Below are 21726 nucleotides of genomic sequence, written 5' to 3'. Positions count from 1 at the left end.
TGGCCGCGACCCCGCAGCAGAGCTACGACGAGGCCGAGCACCACTTGCGAGAGGAAACACCATGTCCCGCGAACCCCGGGTGATCGTCACCGGCCACGACGAGGATGGCACCGCGATCATCGTGTCGGACAAGGCGCCGCGCACCTATCCCACGCCCAAGTTCCTGACGACCTTCTACGAGGTGTGGAACGAGAAGAGCCTGCCCGTCACCGTCTCGCGCCACATGGCCGACACCGAGGACAGCCTGAACCACCCGCCGCCGCGCGGAGGGGTTCGCATCCGCATGCACGATTTCGATCCCGCCGGCGACCGTGCCGAGGCGCTGACCTACGAGGAGATCGTCGAACACTTCCGCGAGGCGGGCAGCGAGGATGCCGTGCCGCCGAAAGACAAGTGGAAACACGCCTTCATGCACCGCACCGAGAGCATCGACTTCGGCATCATGATCGAAGGGGAACTGGTGCTGGTGATGGAGGAAGGCGAGCGTGTGCTGACGCCGGGCGACGTGGTCGTCCAGGTGGGCACCAACCACAGCTGGACCAACCGCAGCGACAAGAACGCACGCATCTGCTTCGTACTGCTCGACGGCGACTACGACGACGAGCTGCGCGGCCTGCTGGGGACGGAGAAGAGGCCGCCGGTGGGCTAATCGCCTACTCGGCGGTCCAGCCGCCATCGACGACAAGACTGGTGCCGGTCATCAGCGCGCTAGCGTCGCTGGCGAGGAACACCACCGCGCCCATCAGGTCCTCCACGCTGCCGATGCGGCCCAGCTTGATTTTCGAAAGCACGCTGGCGCGGAAGGCTTCGTCCTCGAACATCGGTTTCGTCAGCGGAGTTTCGATGAAGGTAGGCGCGATGGTGTTGGAGCGGATGGCGTGTGGCGCTAGGTCTAACGCCATCGCCTTGTTCATGCCTTCCAACGCCCACTTGCTGGCACAGTAGAGGCTGCGGTTGGGGCCGCCTACGTGGCCCATCTGGCTGCCCATGTGGATCAGGGTACCGGGCTCGCCCGCCGCAATCAGTGCCTTCGCGCAACCCTGCGCGACGAAGAAGGCGCTCTTGAGATTGAGGTCGAGTACGGCATCGTAATCCGCCTCACTCACTTCCCACAGCGGCTTGGGACGGTTGGTCCCGGCGTTGTTGACGAGGACGTGGAACGGGGCGCGGCTCCCGAAGAAATCGGCCACCGCATCAAGGTCCGACACGTCGAGCACCGCGTGGCGCGCGCCTTTGGCAATCGCCTCTGCCGCCGCCGCGATCTCGCTCTCGCTGCGTGCCGCCAGCGTCACTTCAGCCCCGGCCTCGGCCAGCGCAGCGGCTGCCGCCAGTCCGATCCCGCGCCCCGCGCCGGTTACCAGCGCGCGCTTGCCGTCGAGACGGAAGGAGGGGGTTTGCGGAAGCGGACCCTTCAAGCCACAGTCTCCCGGCTCGGTTCCACCGCGCCCGCGTAAGGTACATTGCGCCCCCCATAGCGGCGCACACGGATGTTGGCCTGTTCGCCGTGACCGGCAAAGCCCTCCATCGCGCAAAGGCGGCTGCAATATTCGCCCACCAGCGTGGTCGCCTCGTCGGTGTCGACGCGCTGGTAAGTACAGGTCTTCAGGAACTTGCCGACCCATAGCCCGCCGGTATAGCGCGCACTCTTTTTCGTCGGCAGCGTGTGGTTGGTGCCGATCACCTTGTCACCGTAACTGACATTGGTGCGGGGGCCGAGGAACAGGGCGCCGTAGTTGGTCATGTTCTTCAGGAAATAGTCCGGGTCCTCGGTCATCACCTGGACGTGCTCGTTGGCGTAGTCGTCGGCAACGTTCCGCATTTCCTCGTAGCTGTCGCAGACCACGACTTCGCCGAAATTCTCCCACGCGGGCCGCGCATAGTCGGCGGTGGGGAGGATTTCGAGCAGCCGCTCGACCTCGCGCATGGTGTCGCGCGCCAGCTTTTCCGAATTGGTGATGAGGATCGCGGGGCTTTCCGGCCCGTGCTCGGCTTGGCCGAGCAGGTCGGTGGCGCACAGTTCGCCGTCCACCGTCTCGTCGGCTATGACCATCGTCTCGGTGGGTCCGGCGAACAGGTCGATGCCCACGCGGCCGAATAGCTGGCGTTTGGCCTCGGCCACGAAGGCGTTGCCCGGTCCTACCAGCATGTCGACCGCGCCGATGGACTGGGTACCCAGCGCCATCGCTCCGATCGCCTGGATGCCGCCCAGCGCATAGATTTCGTCGGCCCCGGCCATCGCCTGCGCCGCCACGATCTTGTCGGCAGGCTTGCCCTCGAACGGCGGGGCGCAGGTGATGACGCGCGGCACGCCCGCGACCTTGGCGGTGATAACGCTCATGTGCGCGCTGGCGAGCAGGGGATACTTGCCGCCCGGCACGTAGCAGCCCGCCGCGTTCACGGGGATGTGCTTGTGGCCGAGCGTGACGCCAGGCAGCGTCTCGACCTCGACTTCCTTCATGCTGTCGCGCTGGATCTGCGCGAAATTGTGTACCTGCGCCTGCGCGAATTCGATGTCCTTGCGCTCCTGCGCGGTCAGGCCCTCGACGCAGGCATCAATCTCGGCCTGCGTCAGCCGATAGTCCTCGCGGTCCCAACCGTCGAACTTCACGCTCATCTCGCGCACGGCCTCGTCGCCGCGCGCCTCGATGTCGGCGAGCGCCGCCTCGACGATGTCGCGCACCTTGCGGTCCGCATCGCGCTTCGCCTCGGCGCTCGCGCCGCGTTTGAGCCAGGTGGCCATCGATTCCGTCCTTGAAGGCTGGTGAAGATTTGCTCGCCAAATGCCGTACGGCCTGCGCGCCAACCAACATATCTTATCGATGGCTGCCTATCGGTCCAAAGCCATTGCCCGCCATTCACGCCGTGGGTAGCCCGTAGCGTGAGAATTTGTGCGAAGGGACGGCGATGCGGCTTGCGACATTGAATGACGGAACGCCGGACGGGCGGCTGGTGGTGGTCTCTCCGGACGCGAACAGCTGCGCCGCCGCGCCGGTCAAGACCTTGCAGGAAGCGCTCGAACGCTGGGACGAGCTGTTGCCGCAACTGCGCGCCATCGCCGATTTCCCCGACCCGCTCGACATGGCGCAGGTCACCGCCCCGCTCCCCCGCGCCTGGCAGTGGCTCGACGGCAGCGTATACGCCAGCCATGGCGCGCTGATGGACAAAGTGATCGGGGTGGACAAGCCGCCGGTCGACTGGCCGCTGATGTACCAAGGCGTCTCCAGCAAGTTCTACGGCCCCACCGAGGACGTGGTCATGGCGGACGAGGCGCTGGGCATCGATTTCGAGGGCGAGTTCGGCGTGCTGACCACGCGGGTGCCGATGGGCACCACGGCGCAGGATGCAGGCGCGCATATCGCACTGGTGGTGCAAATCAACGATTGGTCGCTGCGCACGCTCGCTGGGCCGGAGATGAAAACCGGTTTCGGCTGGGTGCAGGCCAAGCCGCCGTGCAGCATGGCGCCATTTGCCGTCACGCCCGACGAGCTGGGCGACGGGTGGGAGGATTTCCAGCCGAACATGCACCTCAGGGTCCACTGGAACGGCGAGCAGTTCGGCGACGCGCACGGCAAGGCGATGGGCTACGGCTTCGACAAGCTGGTCGCCCACGCCGCCCGCACGCGCGAGCTGGTGGCAGGCACGGTGATTGGCAGCGGCACCGTTTCCAACGAGAACTACCGCGAGGTCGGGTCCAGCTGCATCGCCGAGCGGCGCGGGATCGAAATCGTCGACGAAGGCGCGCCCAGAACCGAGTTCATGCGCTTCGGCGACAGCGTGCGGATGGAAGCGCGCACCACCGACGGGCGCACGCCATTCGGGGCGATCGAGCAGCGGGTCGTCTCGCTGTGACGGCAGGCCTGCCGCCCATTCAGCGCGTGGTGACGGGCCACGACGCGAACGGGCGCGCCTGCTTCGTATCCGAGGACGTGGCCGAGCCGCAGCCGATACCCACGGGCGATGCCAATTTCCTGCTGTTGTGGACGACCGAGACCGTCCCCGCCGACAACAACGATCCGGTCGACGGCCGCGAGCGCGATGTCGGCACCACGCTGAAAGGCGGCAGCGCCTTTCGCATCGTCGATATGCTGCCCGGTGGCGAGAGCCCTTTCCACCGCACCAATTCCATCGACTACGGCATCGTGCTCGAAGGCGAGGTCGAACTGGAACTGGAGGACGGGCGCAAGACGACGGTCGGCAGACACGGGGTTATCGTCCAGCGCGGCACCAACCACCTCTGGCGCAACACCACCGACAAGCCCTGCCGCATTGCCTTCATCCTGATCGAGGCGCCCGCCTACCTGCACGAGGGCAAGCCGCTGGACGAGGCCAAGCCCGAGCAGGTGGACGAGCGATATGGAGATGCGCGCATTCCGTAGTCGCGCCGAGGGAAGGCAGCATGGAAGATACGACCCGAGGGGACTACCCGCCACGCCCGCTCGCCTGGAGATCGGCGATCATCGTCTTCGTGCTCACCGCCATCGCGCTTGCCGACCGCATGGCCATTTCCATGCTGATCGGCCCCATCAAGGCCGAGTTCGGCCTCGGCGACTTCGAGGCGAGCCTGCTGATCGGTTTTGCCTTTACCCTGTTCTACGTCATCTTCCTGCTGCCCATCGGCGCGGCGGCGGATCGCTTCAGCCGGGCCAAGGTCTTGGGCATGTGTCTGTTCGTCTGGTCGATCACCACGGTTGCTTGCGGGTTCGCCACCGGATTCGTCAGCCTGTTCGTCCTCAGGATGCTGATGGGCGCGGGCGAGGCGGGGATCGGGCCGTGCAGCCACGGCATCATTGGCGCGAGCTTTCCACGCGAACGGCTATCCAAGCCGCTGGCGCTGCAGGGCATCGGCTTCCAGGTCGGCCCGGCGGCGGGCGTGGCGGCGGCGGGCGCGATCCTGGCGGCGGGCGCGGCGGGGGCATTCGATGGCATTCCGCTGCTCGCGGACCTCGCGCCGTGGCGTGTCGCCTTCATCCTCATCGGGCTGCCGGGCCTGCTCGCTCTGCTGCTGATCCCGCTGCTGCACGATCCCGACGCGCATCGCCGAACGACGGCTGATATGGTCCGCCCAAGCGTCTGGCCCTTCGTACGTCAGCACCGGCTGCTTATGGGGCTGATGCTGCTGGGCAGCGGCATTTCGGCAATGGCCAGCGGCGTGGTGACCGGATGGGTGCCCGAATACCTGCAACGTGTCCTGGGTGCCTCGCCCGCAGAGGCGGGATCGATGCTCGGCGCCATCATGCTCGCCACCGCCTTCATCGGACAGGGGATATACGCGGCAATCGTCGACTGGTTCGCCGCGCGCGGCGTGCTCGACGCGCCGATCCGGGTCGGCCTGCTGCCTACCGCGCTCGCCGTGCCGCTGGCATGGCTGGCCTTCGGAGCCGATGGTTCGGCAGCGTTCTACCCCCTGCTGTTCGCCTTTGCGCTGGTCATCGCGCCTTTCAACGCGGTCAACAACACCGTGGCGCAGATGCTCGCCCCGCCCGCTCTCCGCAGCCGGGTCTCCGCGCTGTTCATCTTCTCCATCAGCATCATCGGCTTCGCGATCGGCCCGGCGCTGGTCGGCTGGCTGAGCGAGTACGTATTCGGCGAAGCGCGGCTGGGCGAGGCGATGCGGCTGGTGGCGACCTTGGCGATGGCGGTGACGTTCGTGCTGTTCTGGCTGGCGCGGAAGCCGCTGTTGAGGGTCATGCAGGCAAAGACGGCGGCGTGACGTCGCCCTTCGACCTGAACGGCAAGCGGGCCATCGTCACCGGCTCGACGCGCGGCATCGGCCTTGCCATCGCCGAGGGATTCGTCGCCGCGGGAGCGCGGGTAGTCATCTCCAGCGAGGACACCGGAGACACCGCGCGCGTCGCCGCCCGCCTCGGCCAGCCGGGGATCGCTGCCGACGTCACCGACGATGCGGCGCTGGCGAAGCTGGTCGAAGGCGCGGTGGAGGCGCTGGGCGGGCTCGACGTGCTGGTCTGCAACGCCGGGATCACCGGACGGCCCGGCCCCTTCGCCGCCATCGACATGGGCGATTACGACCGGGTCATGGCGCTCAACCTCAGGAGCCAGGTCGTGCTCGCCAATCTCGCGCTGCCGCATATCGCGGCAAGCAGCGGCGGCGCGGTCGTGCTCATGAGCAGCCTTGCCGCCCTGCGCGGCAACGGCGCGATCAACGCCTATGCGCTAAGCAAGGCGGGCGTGGCGCAACTGGCGCGCAATCTTGCCGTCGAATGGGGTCCGCGCGGGGTGCGTGTCAACGCCATCGCACCCGGCTTCATCGCCACCGATCTTTCGCGCCCGCTGTTGGAGGACGAGGCCTTCATGGCGCGGCGCATGGCCATGACCCCGCTCCGCCGCCCCGGCCAGCCGCACGAGGTCGCCGCCGCCGCGCAGTTCCTCGCCAGCGATGCTGGCAGCTTCGTCACCGGGCAGGTGCTGGTGGTCGACGGCGGCACCGCCATCACCGACGGCAGCTAGTCGCAGCCCACGTCGTAGCTCGCGAGATCGCGCGCCAGGTCGAGCGGGCCACTATAGTGCTGCCGCACACCGTCACGCAGGTATCTCTCGCTCTCGGAGAGCAGCCCCGGCGGGACGGCGAAATGGGTGAGCACGAGGCGTCCGACCCCGGCCTCGGCGGCCAGGCGCCCCACCTCGCCCGCGTCGATATGGTGCGTGGAGAGGTGCTGGCGCATGGCCGCCTGAACCTGCGCGGGCATATCGGGCCGGGTGGCGAGGATTTCCGCTATCAGCGGTTCGAGCGCGATGACCTCGCTCAACAGCATGTCGCTACCTTCGGCGAGTGCGGTCAGTTCCGTGATTGGCCCACTGTCGCCGGTATACGTGATCGACCGGCCGCCCATGTCGAAGCGCAGGCTGAGCGAGACCGTGCCCACCTCCTCTATCGACTGGTCGAAATGGGAATTGCGGGCCGCGCGCATCCGCAAACCCTCGCCCAGGTCGACAGTCTCTCCGCCCGTTAGCTCCGTCACGCGGATATTGGCGGCAGGATCGGCGACCGCCGCCCCCGTGCCGAATCCGACGCGCTGCTGCGGCCTCAGCGAGGCGATAATGCCATCGACGACCGCCTGCGTGCCGGGCGGACCATAGACGCGGACCTCCCCCGGAAAAGTGTTCATCCAGCGAAGGCCCAGCACCGCGGCGAGCCCGCCGACGTGATCCCAGTGCAGGTGGCTGATGACCACCGTGGACACCTCGCCCTGCTGCCGCCCGATCTGCGCCAGCGCATCCGCCGTGCCATCGCCGGTATCGACGAGGATGGCCATGCCGCCGGCATCAAGCAGGTTGGCCGGCTCCGAGCGCTCTGGCGTAGGCACCGGCCCACCCGCCGTGCCCAGCGTGGTCCAGCGAAAGGCGGGGCAGGCATCCTGCGCCGAGGCGACTGAAGGCATCGCCGAGGGCGCAGCAAACAAGGCAGCGGTCAGCAAGAGCCTAGCGAAAATCATAGGTCGTCTCCGACAGCGGTTCGATGACGTCGACCTTCTCCGCGATCAGCCCGGTGGCCGGATCGAAGCGCATGATCTCGACAACCGCATCGCCGATTTTCGTACCACCGGGAGTGCCGAATATGGTCGTGAACGGCTGGCCGATGCCCACGCCCTCGACGAAGGCGAGCACCACGACCTGGTCGCCCTCCTCGATGACGCGGCGGATCGTGTAGCGCGGGCTGACCGGCGGACCCGCTCCGCCACCCGGTGGAAAGGAGCCGGGCACCCAGTACGACTGACGCGCCTGGGCAAGCTGTCCGTCGTTCCATGCCGTGTAGAGGTAGGCGAGCGCCGTGCGCTTGTTCGGTGTGTCGGCCAGCGAGAAATCGTGCCGCGCCAGTAGCTCGGCGGGCACGGCGACCTGCGGCGCGATGTGCGCGCAGCCCGCAAGCAGTGGCGCCGCCACCAGCAGAAGCGCGGCAAGGGCGCCCGTCACATTGCCTTTTCTCTCCATCGCCGATGCATAACGAACAGCACTCACGAGCAAGGCATGGAACCTTTCGATGGACCGCTATCGATAACTTGGGGTTCAATCGCACTCGGCCCGCGCTTACCTCCTGTGGTGACTGGAGAAAAAAGCCCATGAGCCGTGTTACCGATGTCCGCTATGTCGGATACGCCGTGCCCGATCTTGCCGCGGAGCGCGCGTTCTATGCCGATACCTGGAAGCTGAAGGAAGTGGCGGACGAGGACGGCCTCGTCTATTTCGCCGCGCACGGGCACGACGAGCTCTACGTCGTGCGCCTGCGCCAGGCGGACGAGCGGCGGGTGGACGTGGTGGCACTGGCGGCAGACAGCCGCGCCGATGTCGACGCGCTGCACGACAAGGTCGTCGCCTCGGGCGCGAAGGTGATCTGGCCCCCGCGCGAGCTGGAGACCTACGGCGGCGGATACGGCTTCCGCTTCTTCAATCCCGACGGCATCGAGATGGAGATCTCGGCCGAGGTCGGCCGCGGCGATGCGCGCGCGCTCGAGGCACGCGAGGCGATCCCGGAAAAGATCAGCCATGTCGTCTTCCATTCGCCGCAGCACAAGGAGATCACGCAGTGGTTCATCGACGTGCTGGGCTTCCGCCTCAGCGACTGGATCGGCGATTTCATGAGCCTCATCCGCTGCAACAGCGCGCATCACCGCATCGCCTTCCTCCCCGGCCCAGCCTGCCTCAACCACGTCGCTTACGACATGCCAGACTTGAACGAGATGATGCGCGGGCTGAAGCGGCTGCGGCGTGACGGACACGATACCGTGTGGGGACCGGGCCGGCACACGGCGGGCGACAACACCTTTGCCTATTTCGTCACGCCCGCGGGCTTCGCCGTCGAATACACTTCCGAGCTGGAGGAGATCGCCGACGACGATGGCTGGGAGCCGCGCTCCTTCACCCCCGCGCCCGACATCATGGACCAGTGGGGCATCGGCACCGGTGGCCCGCAGACCATGCCGAAGCCCGCGCCCGACGCCGGGCTGTTCACCCCTTCCGGAGTCTGAGGCATGGCCCTGTTCGAACCCTTTCCCAACTACGTCTGGAATCTCGGCGTCTCCATCGCGCTGGAGAACGGCGGGAAGATCGGCGAGATCGTCGACATCATCGAGGAGCTGAAGGAAAAGGCCGGCTCGGTCGAGGATGCCGGCACGCAGGACTTCATGCGCGCCTGGGTGGGTATGGCGGACAAGCTGACCGAGCTGGGCGAGGAAGATCTCGCCAAGGCCCGCGAATTCTCCGCCGGCAACAAGTTCAAGCGCAGCGCCATCTACTATCAGACCGGCGAGCGGATGCAGGAACAGGGCTCGGCCGGGCGGGCGGAAACCTACCGCAAGGCGATCGACAATTTCATGCGCGGCATGGAATTGACCGGGGAGCCGGTGACGCGCGTCACTATTCCCTATCAGGGCGCGGAAATCGCCGGGCTATTCCACAAGGCCCCCGTGGATGGCCCCGCCCCTTGTGTGGTCTATTGCAACGGCCTCGACAGCATGAAGGAAATGCTGTGGATGGGCGGCTTCCCCACGGCCATGGCCAAGCGCGGCATCCACACGCTCTGCGTCGACCAGCCCGGCACCGGCGAGGCGCTGCGGCTGCATGACCTGCCCGCGACCCCGCACTCCGAAGAGTGGGCGAGCGCCTGGGTCGACTGGCTGGAAACGCGTGACGACGTCGACGCCTCGCGCATCGGCATGACCGGCATCTCGCTCGGCGGGCACTATGCCCCGCGCGCCGTCGCCTACGAACCGCGCTTCGCCAGCGGCGCGGCTTGGGGTGCAAACCACAACTGGCGCGAGGTGCAGGACAAGCGCATCAACCGCGAGGGCGAGAACCCCGTGCCGCATTACTGGAAGCACGTCTTCTGGGTGTTCGGCGCGCAAGACATGGACGATTTCCTGGCGAAGACGACCGACATGAACCTCAACGGGCACATGGACCGGATCAAGGTGCCGTTCCTCGTCACCCATGGGGTGGAGGATCGGCAGATCTCGCCTGACTACGCGCAGCAGGCCTACGACCAACTGGTCAACAGCCCGCGCCGCGAGCTCAAGTGGTTCACCCCGCGCGAGGGCGGCGTGGAGCATGTGGGCGCGGACAACCACGCCTTCGCCATCGACTACATCGCCGACTGGTTCGCAGAGACGCTGGGCGGCCGGACGAAAGCCTGATGGCTCCGCCGAACCGTCCGCCACAACGCGAACTCGAGGTGCTCGCCATACGCAGAGTGACGCCGAACATGCAGCGCGTGACACTGGGCGGCGCCGGTCTGGCGGATTTCCCGGCCGGAAGCGAGGGGGGTTACGTCAAGCTGCGGCTGGCAGGCGAGGACGGCAGACTGGCAGTGCGTACATACACCATCCGCGAGCAGCGCCCCGATGCGCTCGACATCGATTTCGCCCTCCACGCCGAGACCGCCACCGGCAAGGCCGGACCGGCGACCGACTGGGCCCTGTCCGCCCAGCCCGGCGCGAAGATCGAGGTCGGCGGCCCCGGCCCTGCCAAGCCGCTTCCCGCGGGCATGGATTTCTATCTCGTCGCCGGAGACATGACCGCGCTTCCCGCGATCGCCGTGAACCTGGCGAACCTGCCCGCCAACGCGCGTGGGATCGCGGTGATCGAGGTGATGGACGAGGCCGACTGCCTGGCGGTCGAGAAGCCCGATGGTGTCGAACTGCGCTGGTCGGTCGTGCCGCAGCCGGGCTCCGCCCCTGCAACGCTGGCCGAAGGTCTGCGCGCGGTCCCTTGGCCGGCGGGCGCGGTCTACGCCTGGTGCGCCAGTGAATTCTCCGCCATGCAATCTTTGCGCGCGTACCTGCGCGACGAGCGCGGACTGGGACCTGACCGGCTCTACATCTCGTCCTACTGGAAGTCCGGGCTGACTGAGGAGGCGCACAAACTCGCCAAGCGCGAAGATGCCGAAGCCCAGCCTGCTTGAGGCGGCCAGCTACAGCGCGTTGCGGCGGGCGATGGCTTCGTAAACGACCGAGCTTGGCTTCGGCGTGCGGACGAAAGTATCGCGCTCGACGCTCGCGAGGCCGAATTTGGGGCCATAGCCGAAGATCCACTCGAAATTGTCGAGTAGTGACCAGTGGCAGTATCCAACCACGGGTACCCCATCGGCGATCACCCCGTGCAGATGGCCCAGCGCTGCCGGGATAAGCCCGGCACGCACCGAGTCGTCTTCGCTACCCACACCGTGCTCAGTTACCAGGATCGGCAGGCCCGACGCCTCGTGAGCGTAGCGCACCGCGCCAGCGAGCGATGCCGGATAGACCTCCGCGCCCAAGTGTCCACGGTTTACATCGGCGGGCGGCGGCAGCTTGCCCTGCGGTCCCCAGACGGCGCGCTCGTAATTCTGCACGCCGAGAAAATCGTCGTCCCGCGCGACGCGCAGCCATGCGCCGTAAAGCGTTTCACGCATGCGATCGCGCATGCCTTCGCCCCCGGTGCCCGCCTGGTCGTCGAGCATGGCAAGTGAGACGCCGACGGGCAATTCGGGACGTTCGGCCTTGATCGCCGCCTTCGCCGCGGCATGTCCACGTAGCAGGCCGGCCTCGAGCGCGGGAATGTCTTCCGTCGGCACCACGTTGGTCGCCACGAACTTGCCGCCCCCGCTCAGTTCCGCCGCGCGGGCCAGCATGGCGCGTTCGAGATCGTGAATTTCGGCCGGAAGCCCGATCGTCTGCAGGATTTTCGGCAGTTGCGGCTCGTTGAAGGTGATCGCATGGCTGATGCGATCCCCCATCGCGCGCGCGACACGTGTGCACTGGTCGGCGAAAAGCTGCGGAGCGTCGGCATCATGCCAGCCGCCCATCGCCGCGAACCAGCGCGGGTTGGTGAAATGGTTGAAGGTGACGATGGGTGCCAACCCGCGCGCTTGGCAGCCATCGACGATGCGCGCATAGTGATCCAGCATCGCCTGCGACACCAGGCCGCGGGCTGGTTCGACGCGCGACCACTCGACGCTGAAGCGATAGGCATTGAGGCCCATGCCGGCAGCAAGATCGAGGTCGCGCTCCCACAGTTCGAAACTGTTCGCCGCATCACCTGCAGGTTCCATGAAGACCGTCGGCGAGATGTTTTCGAGGAACCAGGTGTCGGACGCCGTATCGTTGCCCTCGACCTGATGCCCCGCCGTCGAGGCACCCCAAAGAAACCCGGTCGGAAACGTGCGCGCGGCTCCAACCTGCGCCGCGAGACGCGCGGCGGGCAACGCCATGGCGGCGACGCCCGAAGATATGATCATGAATCGGCGGCTGAACATTCAAGTTCTCCTAAAGCAAGAGCGCGGGGGTACGGACCAACCGCGCCCCCGCGCCCTGATGCGATAATTCCTTGCTTCAGTACTCGAAGCCGACCCTGATGCCGACGACCCGCGCCGTGAGGCCCGCGACCGGCCAGGCACGGATGCCGCCGTCGAGTTGACCGGCAAAGGTGCTCGCGAGGTAGGCGGTGGGCTCGCGCGACTGGGTGAGGTTGCGCGCGAAGATCGAGGCATTCCACATGCCGTCCGGATCGCGCACGCCGAAGCCCGCATTGATCAGTTCGTGCGCGGGAAAGCGGTAGCGGTCGTCCACGCGGGCAGCGAGCAGGACCTCGCTCTTGTAGACGAGGTTGGCGTTGGCAAAGACCTCCAACGCATTCGACAGCGGCACAGAGTATTCGCCCGAAAGCGTAAACTTGTGCCGCGGGGCATTGAGGAACTGCGTCCCGCCCAGATCGCCGCCCGCATCGCCGAGGTATCCGTCGGGATAGGTGATGTGGTTGAACTGGTAACCGGTGTTCAGCGTAAAGCCTTCGAAGAGCTCGCCGATCGCGCCGACCTCGAAGCCGTAACTTTCGATCTGGTCGATGTTGAGCGGCTGCGAGATGAGCGCGGTGCCCACGAGGACGCTCGTCTGGCTCTGGAAATCTTGCAGCTCGGTGTAGAACACGTTGCCCGACACCTGGAACCGGCCGACGTCGAAGCGCGCGCCGACTTCGAAGGCGTTGGTCTTCTCCGGATCGAGCTGGAAGAGCTGCCCGGCCGGGTTGGTGCCCACGGCCGGCGGCTTGTACCCGCGCGAATAGGAAGCGAAGATATTGGCATCGGGGGTAGGCTGGAAGCTGACGCCGATCCGGCCCGAAATGTTGCTATCGTCCACCTCGAGAACGCGCGGCGCGCTGGCCGGGCCGCCGGCATTTCCGGGAATGGCCGGATAGGTGATGACGGTCGTGCGGTTGGAATAATCGTCATACCGAAGGCCGCCGAACACGCTCAGCATGTCCGAGAACCTGAAGGTCGCGTCGGCGAATGCCGCAATCGTGCGGTTGCCCGTCATCTCGTCGGTGAACTGGGTCGGCACCGGGCAGAACGTCCCGGCCTGGTTGCACACGCTGAAGCCGATGCGCTGTTCGGGCAGGTTCGATCCGAAGGTCAGGGCGTCGCCGATCGGGGTACGGTCGAAACTGAAATCCTGATAGAATCCGCCGGTCACCAGGTCCAGACGATCCCCCGTGTAGGTCAGGCGCAATTCCTGGCTGACTCCGTGCGAATCCTCGCGCGTCCGGTTCTGCTGTGCAGCGGGTGCGCCGACGAGACGCGAGAAGTCGCGGTGGAACTGGCGAAAAGTGCGGTCCCGGAATCCCGTGACCGAAGTCAGGCTGAGCGTGTCGCTGAAGGTGAAATCGACCACCGCGGACAGGGCGGTGATTTCGGTCTCGAGGAAGCTCGGTGCATCCTCGCAATAGAATTCGGCCCGCTCGTCGATTTCCGGCAGCGCGCAGCCCGCAGGATTGAGGAAAGCTCCGTTCGAAATTGCGCCCAGCGTCGCGCCGGGAGGCCCGAACGGCGTCGCCGAGTTTGGCGCAATCGCAATGGCGAAGAAGTTCTGCCCATCGGTCGTGTTCTCGGCGTGCTCGGCATTCAGCACGACGCTCACCGCATCGTTGGGCTCGATGAGCAGGCGGCCACGTACGCCCCAGTCCTCGATCGAGTTGTCGCGCCCGGTCGTCACGCTGCGCTGCAGGCCGTCCTCGTCGCGGTACTGGCCGGCAACGCGCAGTGCCACCGCTTGGCCCAGCGGCACGTTGACGCCGGCGTTGACGACCAGCTCTCCGACTTCGGAACCCGCCGTGCCCTTGTCGGCGAAGTCGACACTGGCGTTGGCGCCGAATTCGCCGAGGCGCGGGCTGCGGGTCGAAACGTTGAGCACGCCGCCGGAGGCACCCTGGCCGAACAGCGTGCCCTGCGGTCCGCGAAGCACCTCGACCTGGGCGAGATCGAACAGCTGCGGGAACGACAGGTTGCCGACCGGCACCTGGTCCACCACCAGCGCGACCGAAGATGCGACCGAGGGGTTAAACACGCCCGTACCGATGCCGCGAAGGCGACCGCCGCCGTTGGATTCGCCACCCGAGGTCTGGCTGATCTCGAGCGCCGGAGTGATGCGCTGCAGGTCGGTGAGATTGTAGACCTGGTCGCGCTCCAACTGCTCCTGCGTGGCGACCGTGACCGGCAGCGGCACGTCGAGCAGGTCTTCCTCGCGCTTACGAGCCGTTACCACGATGGTGTTGGGGCTTTCCTCCTGAGCCTCGGGCAGGACACCGTCGGCCGACTGTGCGTCCTGCGCACTGGCGGGCGCCGAAACCACAAATGCGCCGGCGCAGGCGGAACCCAGCAGAGCAAGCTTTAAACCGATAACTCGCATTGGAAACTCCCATCCCATTGTCACGGATACGTCACGTACCTCTTCGTGGTGCAAAAATCCCAATTGCAACGAGGCAAGTAAAACGTACGCTTTCAATAATGTGGTATCGACGATGCAAATGCATTAAAGTGTTAGTAGGGCTGCATTTTTTGTAAAATCCAAGGGTCGAACCGCCGGCACGTTTCGCTAACGTCAATGGGTGACGCACAGCTTCAATCGCGAGCGAGGATGCGGACCGGTCCGATGAGGCCCGCCGGACGCAACGGTGCGTCCGGTCGATAGGTGGGCGCGGCGACGAAGGTCACCGGTTCGGCACCGGGCTGCACGTCGCCGATGAGTCGATTGGCCCAGCGATTGGCGACGCGCACCTCCAGCACGTTTTCACCGGCTCGCGCGGCGTCGGTGAAGTCCACCCTGTCTGGCGCGAACCACGTGGTGCCGACAGGAATGCCGTTGACCGATACCTCGGCGATGTCTCCGACCTGGCCGAGATCCAGGACAAGGCGCTCGCCGTGCGGCATTGCGCTCAAGGAAAAGGTCGTCGTGTACGTGGCGACACCGGAAAAATAGCGAATGCTTGGGTCATCGGATTGGTCGAGCGGTTGCAAACTCGCCATGGTGATTTGCGCCGGTGCGCCACGACCGGGCTGAAAAGCGACGGTCCATTCGCCGTCCACCGAGGAGAGCGTGCGATAGCTTGGCGGCGGAACGACGGCAGATGTCGCGGCCGTGACATCACGGAAGACGACGTAGCCCGACTGTTCCGCGGCCAGCGCAAGCGGTATCGTGGTAACATCGCCGTTTTGCGTAAACGACAGTTCACGTGTTTCACCGTTGACCGCATCCCACCATTGCGGAGCTCGGCTGGAGCTTCGAAGGTGCAGGTTCGTTTCTACCGCGCAGGCACACCGGTTCGCCACGAAATAGATGTCCGCATCGCCCGATCGGCGGTGGAAGAAGGCAAGCTGGTCGGCCCAGGTTCCGTCGGCGGAGAAGTCGGGTGCGAGACCCTGAGATCCTAGGGCCGCGTCGATGTCGACGGCATGGGTCACATTCGGCAGGGCCCAGGTCTCGGCTGCGAGGGTTTCGAAAGCAGCCTGATCGTCCAGAAGCGATGGCGAGCTACGGGGCCTGGTGCCGATGACGGGGATTCCAGCGCGTGCAATCTCGGCCACGCGCGCGAGCGCAGAAAGAGTCATGCTATCGCTCGATCCCGCAAGTTGCAGGGCTCGATAGCGCGCGCCGCCGGTAGAGACGAGTTCGTTGCCGTCGATCGTCACAGCATCACGCAGCATGTCGGCATTTACGTAATCGAACCCGTAGCCGCGCGGCAGGCCCGCCGGCACGCCGCCGGCGTACTGTGCGGTCAGCGGCGCTTCCTCACCGGCGAAAACCGCGACGTCGGCCACCGCGCGGCCCTGCTGGAGCATGAAGGCATTGCGCGCGATGTAATCGATCCACGGACCGGCCATCTCCGCCCAGGTCTCGTTGCGATTGAAATACTGCCCGAAGATCATCAGTGAGAGGCCGGGCTTGCGATCCTCGACCGGCACGTGGACCGACGTGTGGATGACAGGCAGGTTTACCCCGTTTGCGAACTCGAAATCGATGATGCGCCTGAGGTCACGCGGCGCGAAATCCCACGGTGCATTGGCCGCGGTCATGCTCTCGGCGGCGACCAGGTTCTGGCCGTAGACGTGCGCGATCGAAGCCGCGCCACGCATGTCGCCGATAAGGGACTGGCGGGGGGTATTCCCACGCGCGTAGGTCCACATGGCCGCCATCGGCACGTCGGCATAGCGGCGCATGGCGAGGTCGTCGCCGAGCATCGGACGACCGTTCTCCAGCGCCTCGCCGTAAACCCGCAGGCCGTGTTCGTGCGCCACCTCTGCGATGGTCCCGTAATGGTACTCCGCGAGCATCTCGGCCAGCGTTTCGCGCCAGTCGTGAAGGAACCGCTCGGTCTCGGCCGGAGAGCCGAGCACCGCCCCGGCCAGCGCGGGCAACCACGGGCGCAGTGCATAGCCGCGCCGCGCAGCGAATTCGGTCTCCATTTGCGGCGTCCAGTTGGCTGCGCCGACCTCGATGGAATCGGTAAGCAGCGCCGTCAGTCCGCGATCTCCCATCATGTCCGGGCCAAGCGTCTCGCGATACATGCCGAGATAGGTTTCGAGGTAGCGCCGGACCGCGGCAGGATCGAGCTTGTCGACCTCGAGCCCTGTCGCCTCCGGCGTTGCGGGGTGGTTGGTCTTGCCGGTCAGCGACCATCCGAAATTCAGAATGCGCCAGTCGCGCCCCGGGGGCGGTGTCCAGTCGAGCGAGCCGTCCGTTGCCACGCGATCGCTCAGGTCGATGGCCATGGCCGGGTCGATCGTGGCGCTGGAATCGCCTAGGGTGACCGCGGTGTAATCGAGCACGGTGCCGAAGCCGGCTTGCTGTTCGAGCGCGTCGAGCTGCACTTCGCTCGACAGGCGCAGCTCGGCGAGCGGAACCTCGTCGAGTTCGCCTAATGCGAAGATATCAAAGCTCTGTGCCCCGGGCGCAGGCGCATCCAAGTCGTTGCCGTTGCCCGCCGGGTTGGCAGCGATGGCAAGGCGGAAACGCCGCGCCGTGGCTGGGTCGAAACTCGCCGTGGTCGGCACGCCCGTGAGCGGCAAGGCGGCGACATCGCGCCAGCCATCAGGCCCCTCCACTTGAAGCACGGGTGCTATGGGGACGCCGCGAAACGGCCGCGCAAGGCCGGGCATGGCCACATTCGCGGACCGCACGGTGACCGCGCGCGGAAACTCGATCAGCACCTCGCCTGACAGATCTTCGGCCAGCGGGATCATGGCAGTGGTCTGCAAACGACCGTCGGTCAGCGTTGCGAAGTCCAGCGCGGTGCCGTCGGCCAGGGTGATCTGGGAAATGGGCAACTGATCGTACGCGAGTGGCACGGCAAGGACGGCGATCCGTCCCGAAGCCGTGGGCACCTGTGTCTCGCTGCCCTCGGAAACCATGGCCAGTTCGTCCTCGAAGGGTGCGTCCTGGTAAGGGCCTGTCTCGGTAGGAGCGGCGGCTATTCGGCCGTGGAAGCGCTCCCCGCCCGGCACGACGGTCTCGCTCCAGGTGAGTTTCTTCATTCCGTCCGCGGGTTCCACCCATGGGCCACCGGTCTCGCTCCAGCCGGGCGAAGCGGCGATGGCGAACTCGAGGCCATGGCGATCGGCTTCGCTCACCGCAAAGCGAAACGCCTCCCGCCATTCGGGCGACATGTAGATGAGCCGTTCGTCGACGATCTGCGGCGTCGTCAGGCTGGCGTCGAAATTCTGTATCCCGCCGAGGCCGATGCGGTTCATCCATTCGAGATCGCGGGCGATCCCCTCCTGGGTGACATTCCCGTTCATCCAATGCCACCATGTGCGTGGCCGCGCGCTCTGCGGCGGATCGACGAACCCGGCGAGCAGGGGGTCCGCCGATGTCTGGGTACGATCGGAAGCCGGCATGCCGGTGGTGCAGCCTGCAAGAAGCATGGCTATGGCAAGCGTCAACGGCCCGCTTTTGATCTTCATCTCTCTCCCTTTCGTTCGCCTCGTCGGCGTCAAACGATACCCGCGCCCAGCCCCACGGCGCGGCGTTCCTGCGCCTTGCGCTCGCGATGTTGACTGGCGCGGTAGGTCCCGAGCCAGTCGATCGCCCCGCCCTGTTCCATCCGCGCCATCGCCAGGATGGGTCCGACATCGGTCTCGTAGGCCTGCCGCAGCGTACGGAAGGCGAGCATCACATCGTTGCTCTCCTGCGCTGCGTGCAGCGCCTCCCGGTCGACCAGCCATGCGCGCGCATGGCATCCGGCGATGGTCTCCGCGGAAGAGAGCATGGACTCGATCGGGTCGGTCACGTTGTGCGACTGGTCGATCATGTAGGCCGGGTCGAAACCGCCGCGCGGGGCCGTCTCGGCCTCGGCCAGCTCGTTAAAGACCAGGAACAACTGGTGCGGGTTGATACTGCCGCTGTCGAGGTCGTCGTCGCCGTACTTACTGTCATTGAAGTGAAAACCTCCCAGCTTGCCCGCGCGGTGCAGGCGGGCGACGATCTGCTCGATGTTCACGTTGGGAGCATGATGGCCGAGGTCGACCAGGCATTTGCACTGCTCGCCCAGTTCTTGCGCCGCCATCAGCGAACTGCCCCAGTCGGAAATGACGCTGGAGTAGAAGGCCGGCTCGAACATCTTGTGTTCCAGCATCATCGTCCAGTCCGCGGGCAGCGCGGCATAGACCTCGGCGGCAGCGTCGAGGTAGCGGTCGAAACTGCGCCCCATATCCTGCTGTCCAGGGAAATTGGTGCCGTCGCCCACCCATACGGTCAGCCGGTCGGAGCCGAGATGACGGCCGATCTCGATGCACTCGACGTTGTGCTCGATAGCTTGCCTGCGGGTCGGCTCGAGGGTGGAGGACAGCGAGCCAGTGGCGTAACTCTGTGGCTGGTCCTGCTGGTCCTGGAAAGTGTTGGAATTGACCGCATCGAAATGCAGACCGTAGCTCTCCGCCTCTTCGCGCAAGGCCGAATAATCTTCGACCCGATCCCACGGAAAATGCGGCGAGACACCCGGCGTGGTGCGGCCGAGTTGGTGGATGACGGCGCAATCCTCCAGCTTTTCGTGGATGTTGGTGGGCTCGCCGGCCAGCGGAAACTTGGCGAAGCGCGTGCCGCCCCGCCCCGCGCCCCAGCTCGGCACCGCGACGGACCAGTCCTTCGCCCGCTCCTTGACCTGTCCGATGGCGATTCCGCGCCGCTCCAGCGCGCGTGAGAGAGCTGCGTAGTCCTCCTCCAGCGCGTCGAGGCGAGCGGCGTTGTCCTGCTCGATCAGGTCGGGCGAAATCACGGTGTTCTGCATATCCTCTCCCCCCGCGTTCTCTCAGCGCGTGAACGCCTGCACGTTACCCGCGTCGACGTTGATCATGTTGCCGGTCGACTTGGCGCTGGCATCGCTGGCGAGCCAGTAGGCGGCCTCGGCAATGTCCTCGGGCAGTACGTCGCGCTTCAGCATCGAGCGGTTGCGGTAGTGGGCCTCGAGTTCCTCGCCCGCGTCGACCTTGTTGGAGGCCGCGCGCTCCTTGCGCCAGTCGCCGTCCCAGATGCGGCTCCCCCTGATCACGGCGTCGGGATTGACGACGTTGACCCGAATCCCCTCGGGCGCGCCCTCGAGGGCAAGGCAACGGGCCAGATGGTTGGCCGCGGCCTTGGCGCTGGCATAGGCGGACGCCCCGGCCGCCGCGGCGACCGCGTTCTTGGAGCCGATGAAGACGACCGAGGTGCCGCCCTGCTCCTTCATCCTCTTGAGCAGGTCCCAGGCGTGCTTGGCGGTGAGGAAATAGCCCTGCGCGAGAACGTCGAAATTGCGGTCCCACAGCTCGAGAGAGGTTTGCTCGATGGGCGCGCTGGACGCGATCCCGGCATTGGCGACGAGAATGTCGAGCCCGCCGAATTCGCGCGCGCACTCGGCGAAGGCTGCAGCGACCTGCGCCTCGTCGGTCACGTCGCACTCCACGGCACGCACCACGTCCTTGCCGAACGCCTGTGCGAGATCGTCGCACACCGGGCCCAATGCAGCCCCGTCGCGGTCCGCCAACATGACGCAGGCGCCCTCGCGCAGCAGTCGTGCCGCGGTGGCGGCGCCGATACCGCCCGCCCCGCCGGTGACGAGCGCGATCCGCCCCACCATCGGCTTTGGTGCGGGCATACGCTGCAGCTTGGCCTCTTCGAGCAACCAGTATTCGATGTCGAAGGCTTCTTGCTCGTCGAGCGCGATATAATCGCCGATCGCCTCGGCCCCGCGCATCACGTTGATGGCGTTGAGGTAGAACTCGCCGGCGATGCGCGCGGTGGCGCGGTCGGCGGCAAAGGTCATGCGGCCCACCCCCGGCACCAGCACGACCACCGGGTTGGCATCGCGCATGGCGGGCGAATTGTCGCGCTTCGAGCGATCGTAATAGGCGGCGTAGAGATCTCGATATTCGGCCACGCTGCGGGTGAGATAATCGTCGTCCTCCAGCCGCTCGGGATCGAGCACCAGCGGCGCGATCTTCGTGCGCAGGAAATGGTCGGGGCAACTGGTGCCAAGCGCAGCCAGCCGCGTGAGATCGGCGGAATTGACGAACTCCAGCGTCGCCTCGTCGTCGGAGAAGTGCCCCACCTTGCGCCGCGCCCCCGTCATCAGACCGCGCAGGCGGGGCATGAGGTCGGCGGCAACCGCCAGCCGGTCGTCGCGAACCGGGTGCGCACTGCCGCCGAAAGCCGGCTTCCCGGCCAGCCGATCGTTCAGGTACTGCGCCGCGTCCGCGATCAGGCGAACGGTCTGCTCGTAGCAATCCTTTGCGTTGTCGGCCCAGCAGATGATCCCGTGGCCCGCCAGCATCGCGCCCTTCGCCTGCGGATTGGCGCGGGCGAAATCCCGGATCATCACGCCGAGCGTGAAACCCGGGCGCTTCCACGGCAGCCATCCGATGGCATCGCCCCAGATTTCCCGCGTCGCCGCCTCGCCGCCCGACGAGGCGGCGAGCGCGATGATCGCGTCGGGATGGACATGGTCGATGTGAGTGTAGGGCAACAGCGAGTGCAGCGGCGTGTCGATGCTGGCCGCGCGGGTATTCAGGTTGAAAGTGCAGTGGGGCAGGAAGCCGACCATTTTGTCGTCGTCCTGCTCGCCGACGTAGTGATCCTCCAGCGCCAGAAGCTTGTCTTCATAGAGCGTGGCAAAGCCATCGAGCTTCATCGAGCCGATATCGCCGCCCGAGCCCTTTACCCACAACACCTCGACCTGCTGGCCGGTAAGCGGGTCGACCTCCATCACCTTGGCCGAGGTATTGCCGCCGCCGAAGTTGGTGACCGTCAGATCGCTGCCGAGCAGGTTTGAGCGGTAGAGCAGCAATTCAGACTCGCTCATTCCGGCGGCGATGGAATCATCCCAGCGGCTGACTGGAATGGCGAAAGGAATGGCCTCTCCGGCCAGGCACGTTTGAATGTTCATGGTTCGACCGCCATAGCGATTCCTCTTTTCACAAGCAATCAATTTCGCTACGTC

At 66.1% G+C, this 21726-nt stretch carries 17 protein-coding genes; 8 read left to right on the top strand and 9 right to left on the bottom strand.

The features are described 5' to 3' along the window. The first annotated feature begins 61 nt into the window (after positions 1-61). Positions 62-649, top strand: a complete 588-nt coding sequence (locus GRI62_RS03230; RefSeq protein WP_131451985.1) for a cupin domain-containing protein — start codon at positions 62-64, stop codon at positions 647-649. A 4-nt stretch (positions 650-653) separates the two neighbouring features. Here GRI62_RS03230 and GRI62_RS03225 read toward each other — a convergent pair whose 3' ends face one another. Together GRI62_RS03225 and hisD are read right to left on the bottom strand one after the other, a co-directional pair. Then, complete coding sequence (locus GRI62_RS03225; protein WP_131451984.1) at positions 654-1415, bottom strand: SDR family NAD(P)-dependent oxidoreductase; 762 nt, start codon at positions 1413-1415, stop codon at positions 654-656. After that, positions 1412-2740 (bottom strand): histidinol dehydrogenase, encoded by a 1329-nt coding sequence (gene hisD, locus GRI62_RS03220; RefSeq protein WP_131451983.1) that lies wholly within the window; start codon positions 2738-2740, stop codon positions 1412-1414. Before hisD ends, GRI62_RS03225 begins: the two co-directional genes overlap by 4 nt. 164 nt (positions 2741-2904) lie before the next feature. Here hisD and GRI62_RS03215 point away from each other — a divergent pair, with 164 nt between their 5' ends. The 4 genes from GRI62_RS03215 to GRI62_RS03200 are packed head-to-tail and all read left to right on the top strand — an operon-like array spanning position 2905 to position 6465. Next, positions 2905-3849: a fumarylacetoacetate hydrolase family protein gene (locus tag GRI62_RS03215; protein ID WP_131451982.1), complete on the top strand. Its 945-nt coding sequence runs from the start codon at positions 2905-2907 to the stop codon at positions 3847-3849. Beyond that, positions 3846-4376, top strand: a complete 531-nt coding sequence (locus GRI62_RS03210) for a cupin domain-containing protein (protein WP_199802246.1) — start codon at positions 3846-3848, stop codon at positions 4374-4376. The genes GRI62_RS03215 and GRI62_RS03210 overlap by 4 nt, the downstream gene beginning before the upstream one ends. A 20-nt stretch (positions 4377-4396) precedes the next feature. Further along, entirely contained in the window at positions 4397-5710 is a 1314-nt protein-coding gene (locus GRI62_RS03205; protein WP_131451981.1) for an MFS transporter, read from the top strand. After that, positions 5707-6465 (top strand): SDR family NAD(P)-dependent oxidoreductase, encoded by a 759-nt coding sequence (locus GRI62_RS03200; RefSeq protein WP_131451980.1) that lies wholly within the window; start codon positions 5707-5709, stop codon positions 6463-6465. The genes GRI62_RS03205 and GRI62_RS03200 overlap by 4 nt, the downstream gene beginning before the upstream one ends. Here the strand turns inward: GRI62_RS03200 and GRI62_RS03195 are convergent. Both GRI62_RS03195 and GRI62_RS03190 read right to left on the bottom strand, forming a co-directional pair. Next, positions 6462-7397 (bottom strand): MBL fold metallo-hydrolase, encoded by a 936-nt coding sequence (locus GRI62_RS03195; protein WP_160731803.1) that lies wholly within the window; start codon positions 7395-7397, stop codon positions 6462-6464. The two genes, GRI62_RS03200 and GRI62_RS03195, sit on opposite strands and share 4 nt — an antisense overlap. A gap of 40 nt (positions 7398-7437) precedes the next feature. Then, the gene (locus GRI62_RS03190; protein WP_131451978.1) at positions 7438-7947 is read right to left on the bottom strand and encodes a hypothetical protein; all 510 of its coding nucleotides are present in this window, start codon (positions 7945-7947) and stop codon (positions 7438-7440) included. Positions 7948-8075: 128 nt separating this feature from the next. Between GRI62_RS03190 and GRI62_RS03185 the strand changes: the two genes are divergently transcribed. Genes GRI62_RS03185 through GRI62_RS03175 form a run of 3 tightly spaced genes read left to right on the top strand, consistent with a single transcriptional unit; the run spans position 8076 to position 10912 of the window. Continuing rightward, positions 8076-8981 carry a VOC family protein gene (locus GRI62_RS03185; protein WP_131451977.1) on the top strand — a complete coding sequence of 302 codons (906 nt, stop codon included), beginning with the start codon at positions 8076-8078 and terminating at the stop codon, positions 8979-8981. A gap of 3 nt (positions 8982-8984) precedes the next feature. Next, a complete protein-coding gene (locus tag GRI62_RS03180; protein WP_131451976.1) occupies positions 8985-10145 on the top strand; it encodes an alpha/beta hydrolase family protein in 1161 nt (386 codons plus the stop codon). Beyond that, positions 10145-10912 (top strand): siderophore-interacting protein, encoded by a 768-nt coding sequence (locus GRI62_RS03175; RefSeq protein WP_131451975.1) that lies wholly within the window; start codon positions 10145-10147, stop codon positions 10910-10912. Before GRI62_RS03180 ends, GRI62_RS03175 begins: the two co-directional genes overlap by 1 nt. A gap of 9 nt (positions 10913-10921) precedes the next feature. Here GRI62_RS03175 and GRI62_RS03170 read toward each other — a convergent pair whose 3' ends face one another. From GRI62_RS03170 to GRI62_RS03150, 5 genes are all read right to left on the bottom strand, one after another. Further along, positions 10922-12241, bottom strand: a complete 1320-nt coding sequence (locus GRI62_RS03170) for a family 1 glycosylhydrolase (RefSeq protein WP_131451974.1) — start codon at positions 12239-12241, stop codon at positions 10922-10924. Positions 12242-12317: 76 nt separating this feature from the next. Further along, positions 12318-14609 carry a TonB-dependent receptor gene (locus GRI62_RS03165; RefSeq protein WP_160731802.1) on the bottom strand — a complete coding sequence of 764 codons (2292 nt, stop codon included), beginning with the start codon at positions 14607-14609 and terminating at the stop codon, positions 12318-12320. A gap of 269 nt (positions 14610-14878) precedes the next feature. Then, the gene (locus tag GRI62_RS03160; protein ID WP_234027347.1) at positions 14879-18151 is read right to left on the bottom strand and encodes a glycosyl hydrolase; all 3273 of its coding nucleotides are present in this window, start codon (positions 18149-18151) and stop codon (positions 14879-14881) included. A 95-nt stretch (positions 18152-18246) separates the two neighbouring features. Further along, a complete protein-coding gene (locus GRI62_RS03155) occupies positions 18247-19539 on the bottom strand; it encodes a TIM barrel protein (RefSeq protein ID WP_131451971.1) in 1293 nt (430 codons plus the stop codon). A gap of 21 nt (positions 19540-19560) precedes the next feature. Next, entirely contained in the window at positions 19561-21672 is a 2112-nt protein-coding gene (locus tag GRI62_RS03150) for a bifunctional rhamnulose-1-phosphate aldolase/short-chain dehydrogenase (RefSeq protein ID WP_131451970.1), read from the bottom strand. Positions 21673-21726 lie beyond the last annotated feature (54 nt).

Source organism: Aurantiacibacter arachoides, from assembly GCF_009827335.1.
Classification (GTDB): domain Bacteria; phylum Pseudomonadota; class Alphaproteobacteria; order Sphingomonadales; family Sphingomonadaceae; genus Alteraurantiacibacter; species Alteraurantiacibacter arachoides.
Note: the sequence above shows the minus strand (reverse complement) of the source record. Positions and strands in the feature narration are given on the sequence as shown.

Coding starts and splice junctions, on each gene's coding strand:
- GRI62_RS03185 (WP_131451977.1), top strand. CDS start 8,076: ATGAGCCGTGTTACCGATGTCCGCTATGTCGGATACGCCGTGCCCGAT.
- GRI62_RS03215 (WP_131451982.1), top strand. CDS start 2,905: ATGCGGCTTGCGACATTGAATGACGGAACGCCGGACGGGCGGCTGGTG.
- GRI62_RS03170 (WP_131451974.1), bottom strand. CDS start 12,241: ATGTTCAGCCGCCGATTCATGATCATATCTTCGGGCGTCGCCGCCATG.
- GRI62_RS03190 (WP_131451978.1), bottom strand. CDS start 7,947: ATGGAGAGAAAAGGCAATGTGACGGGCGCCCTTGCCGCGCTTCTGCTG.
- GRI62_RS03230 (WP_131451985.1), top strand. CDS start 62: ATGTCCCGCGAACCCCGGGTGATCGTCACCGGCCACGACGAGGATGGC.
- hisD (WP_131451983.1), bottom strand. CDS start 2,740: ATGGCCACCTGGCTCAAACGCGGCGCGAGCGCCGAGGCGAAGCGCGAT.
- GRI62_RS03205 (WP_131451981.1), top strand. CDS start 4,397: ATGGAAGATACGACCCGAGGGGACTACCCGCCACGCCCGCTCGCCTGG.
- GRI62_RS03175 (WP_131451975.1), top strand. CDS start 10,145: ATGGCTCCGCCGAACCGTCCGCCACAACGCGAACTCGAGGTGCTCGCC.
- GRI62_RS03150 (WP_131451970.1), bottom strand. CDS start 21,672: ATGAACATTCAAACGTGCCTGGCCGGAGAGGCCATTCCTTTCGCCATT.
- GRI62_RS03160 (WP_234027347.1), bottom strand. CDS start 18,151: ATGCCGGCTTCCGATCGTACCCAGACATCGGCGGACCCCCTGCTCGCC.
- GRI62_RS03195 (WP_160731803.1), bottom strand. CDS start 7,397: ATGCCTTCAGTCGCCTCGGCGCAGGATGCCTGCCCCGCCTTTCGCTGG.
- GRI62_RS03155 (WP_131451971.1), bottom strand. CDS start 19,539: ATGCAGAACACCGTGATTTCGCCCGACCTGATCGAGCAGGACAACGCC.
- GRI62_RS03180 (WP_131451976.1), top strand. CDS start 8,985: ATGGCCCTGTTCGAACCCTTTCCCAACTACGTCTGGAATCTCGGCGTC.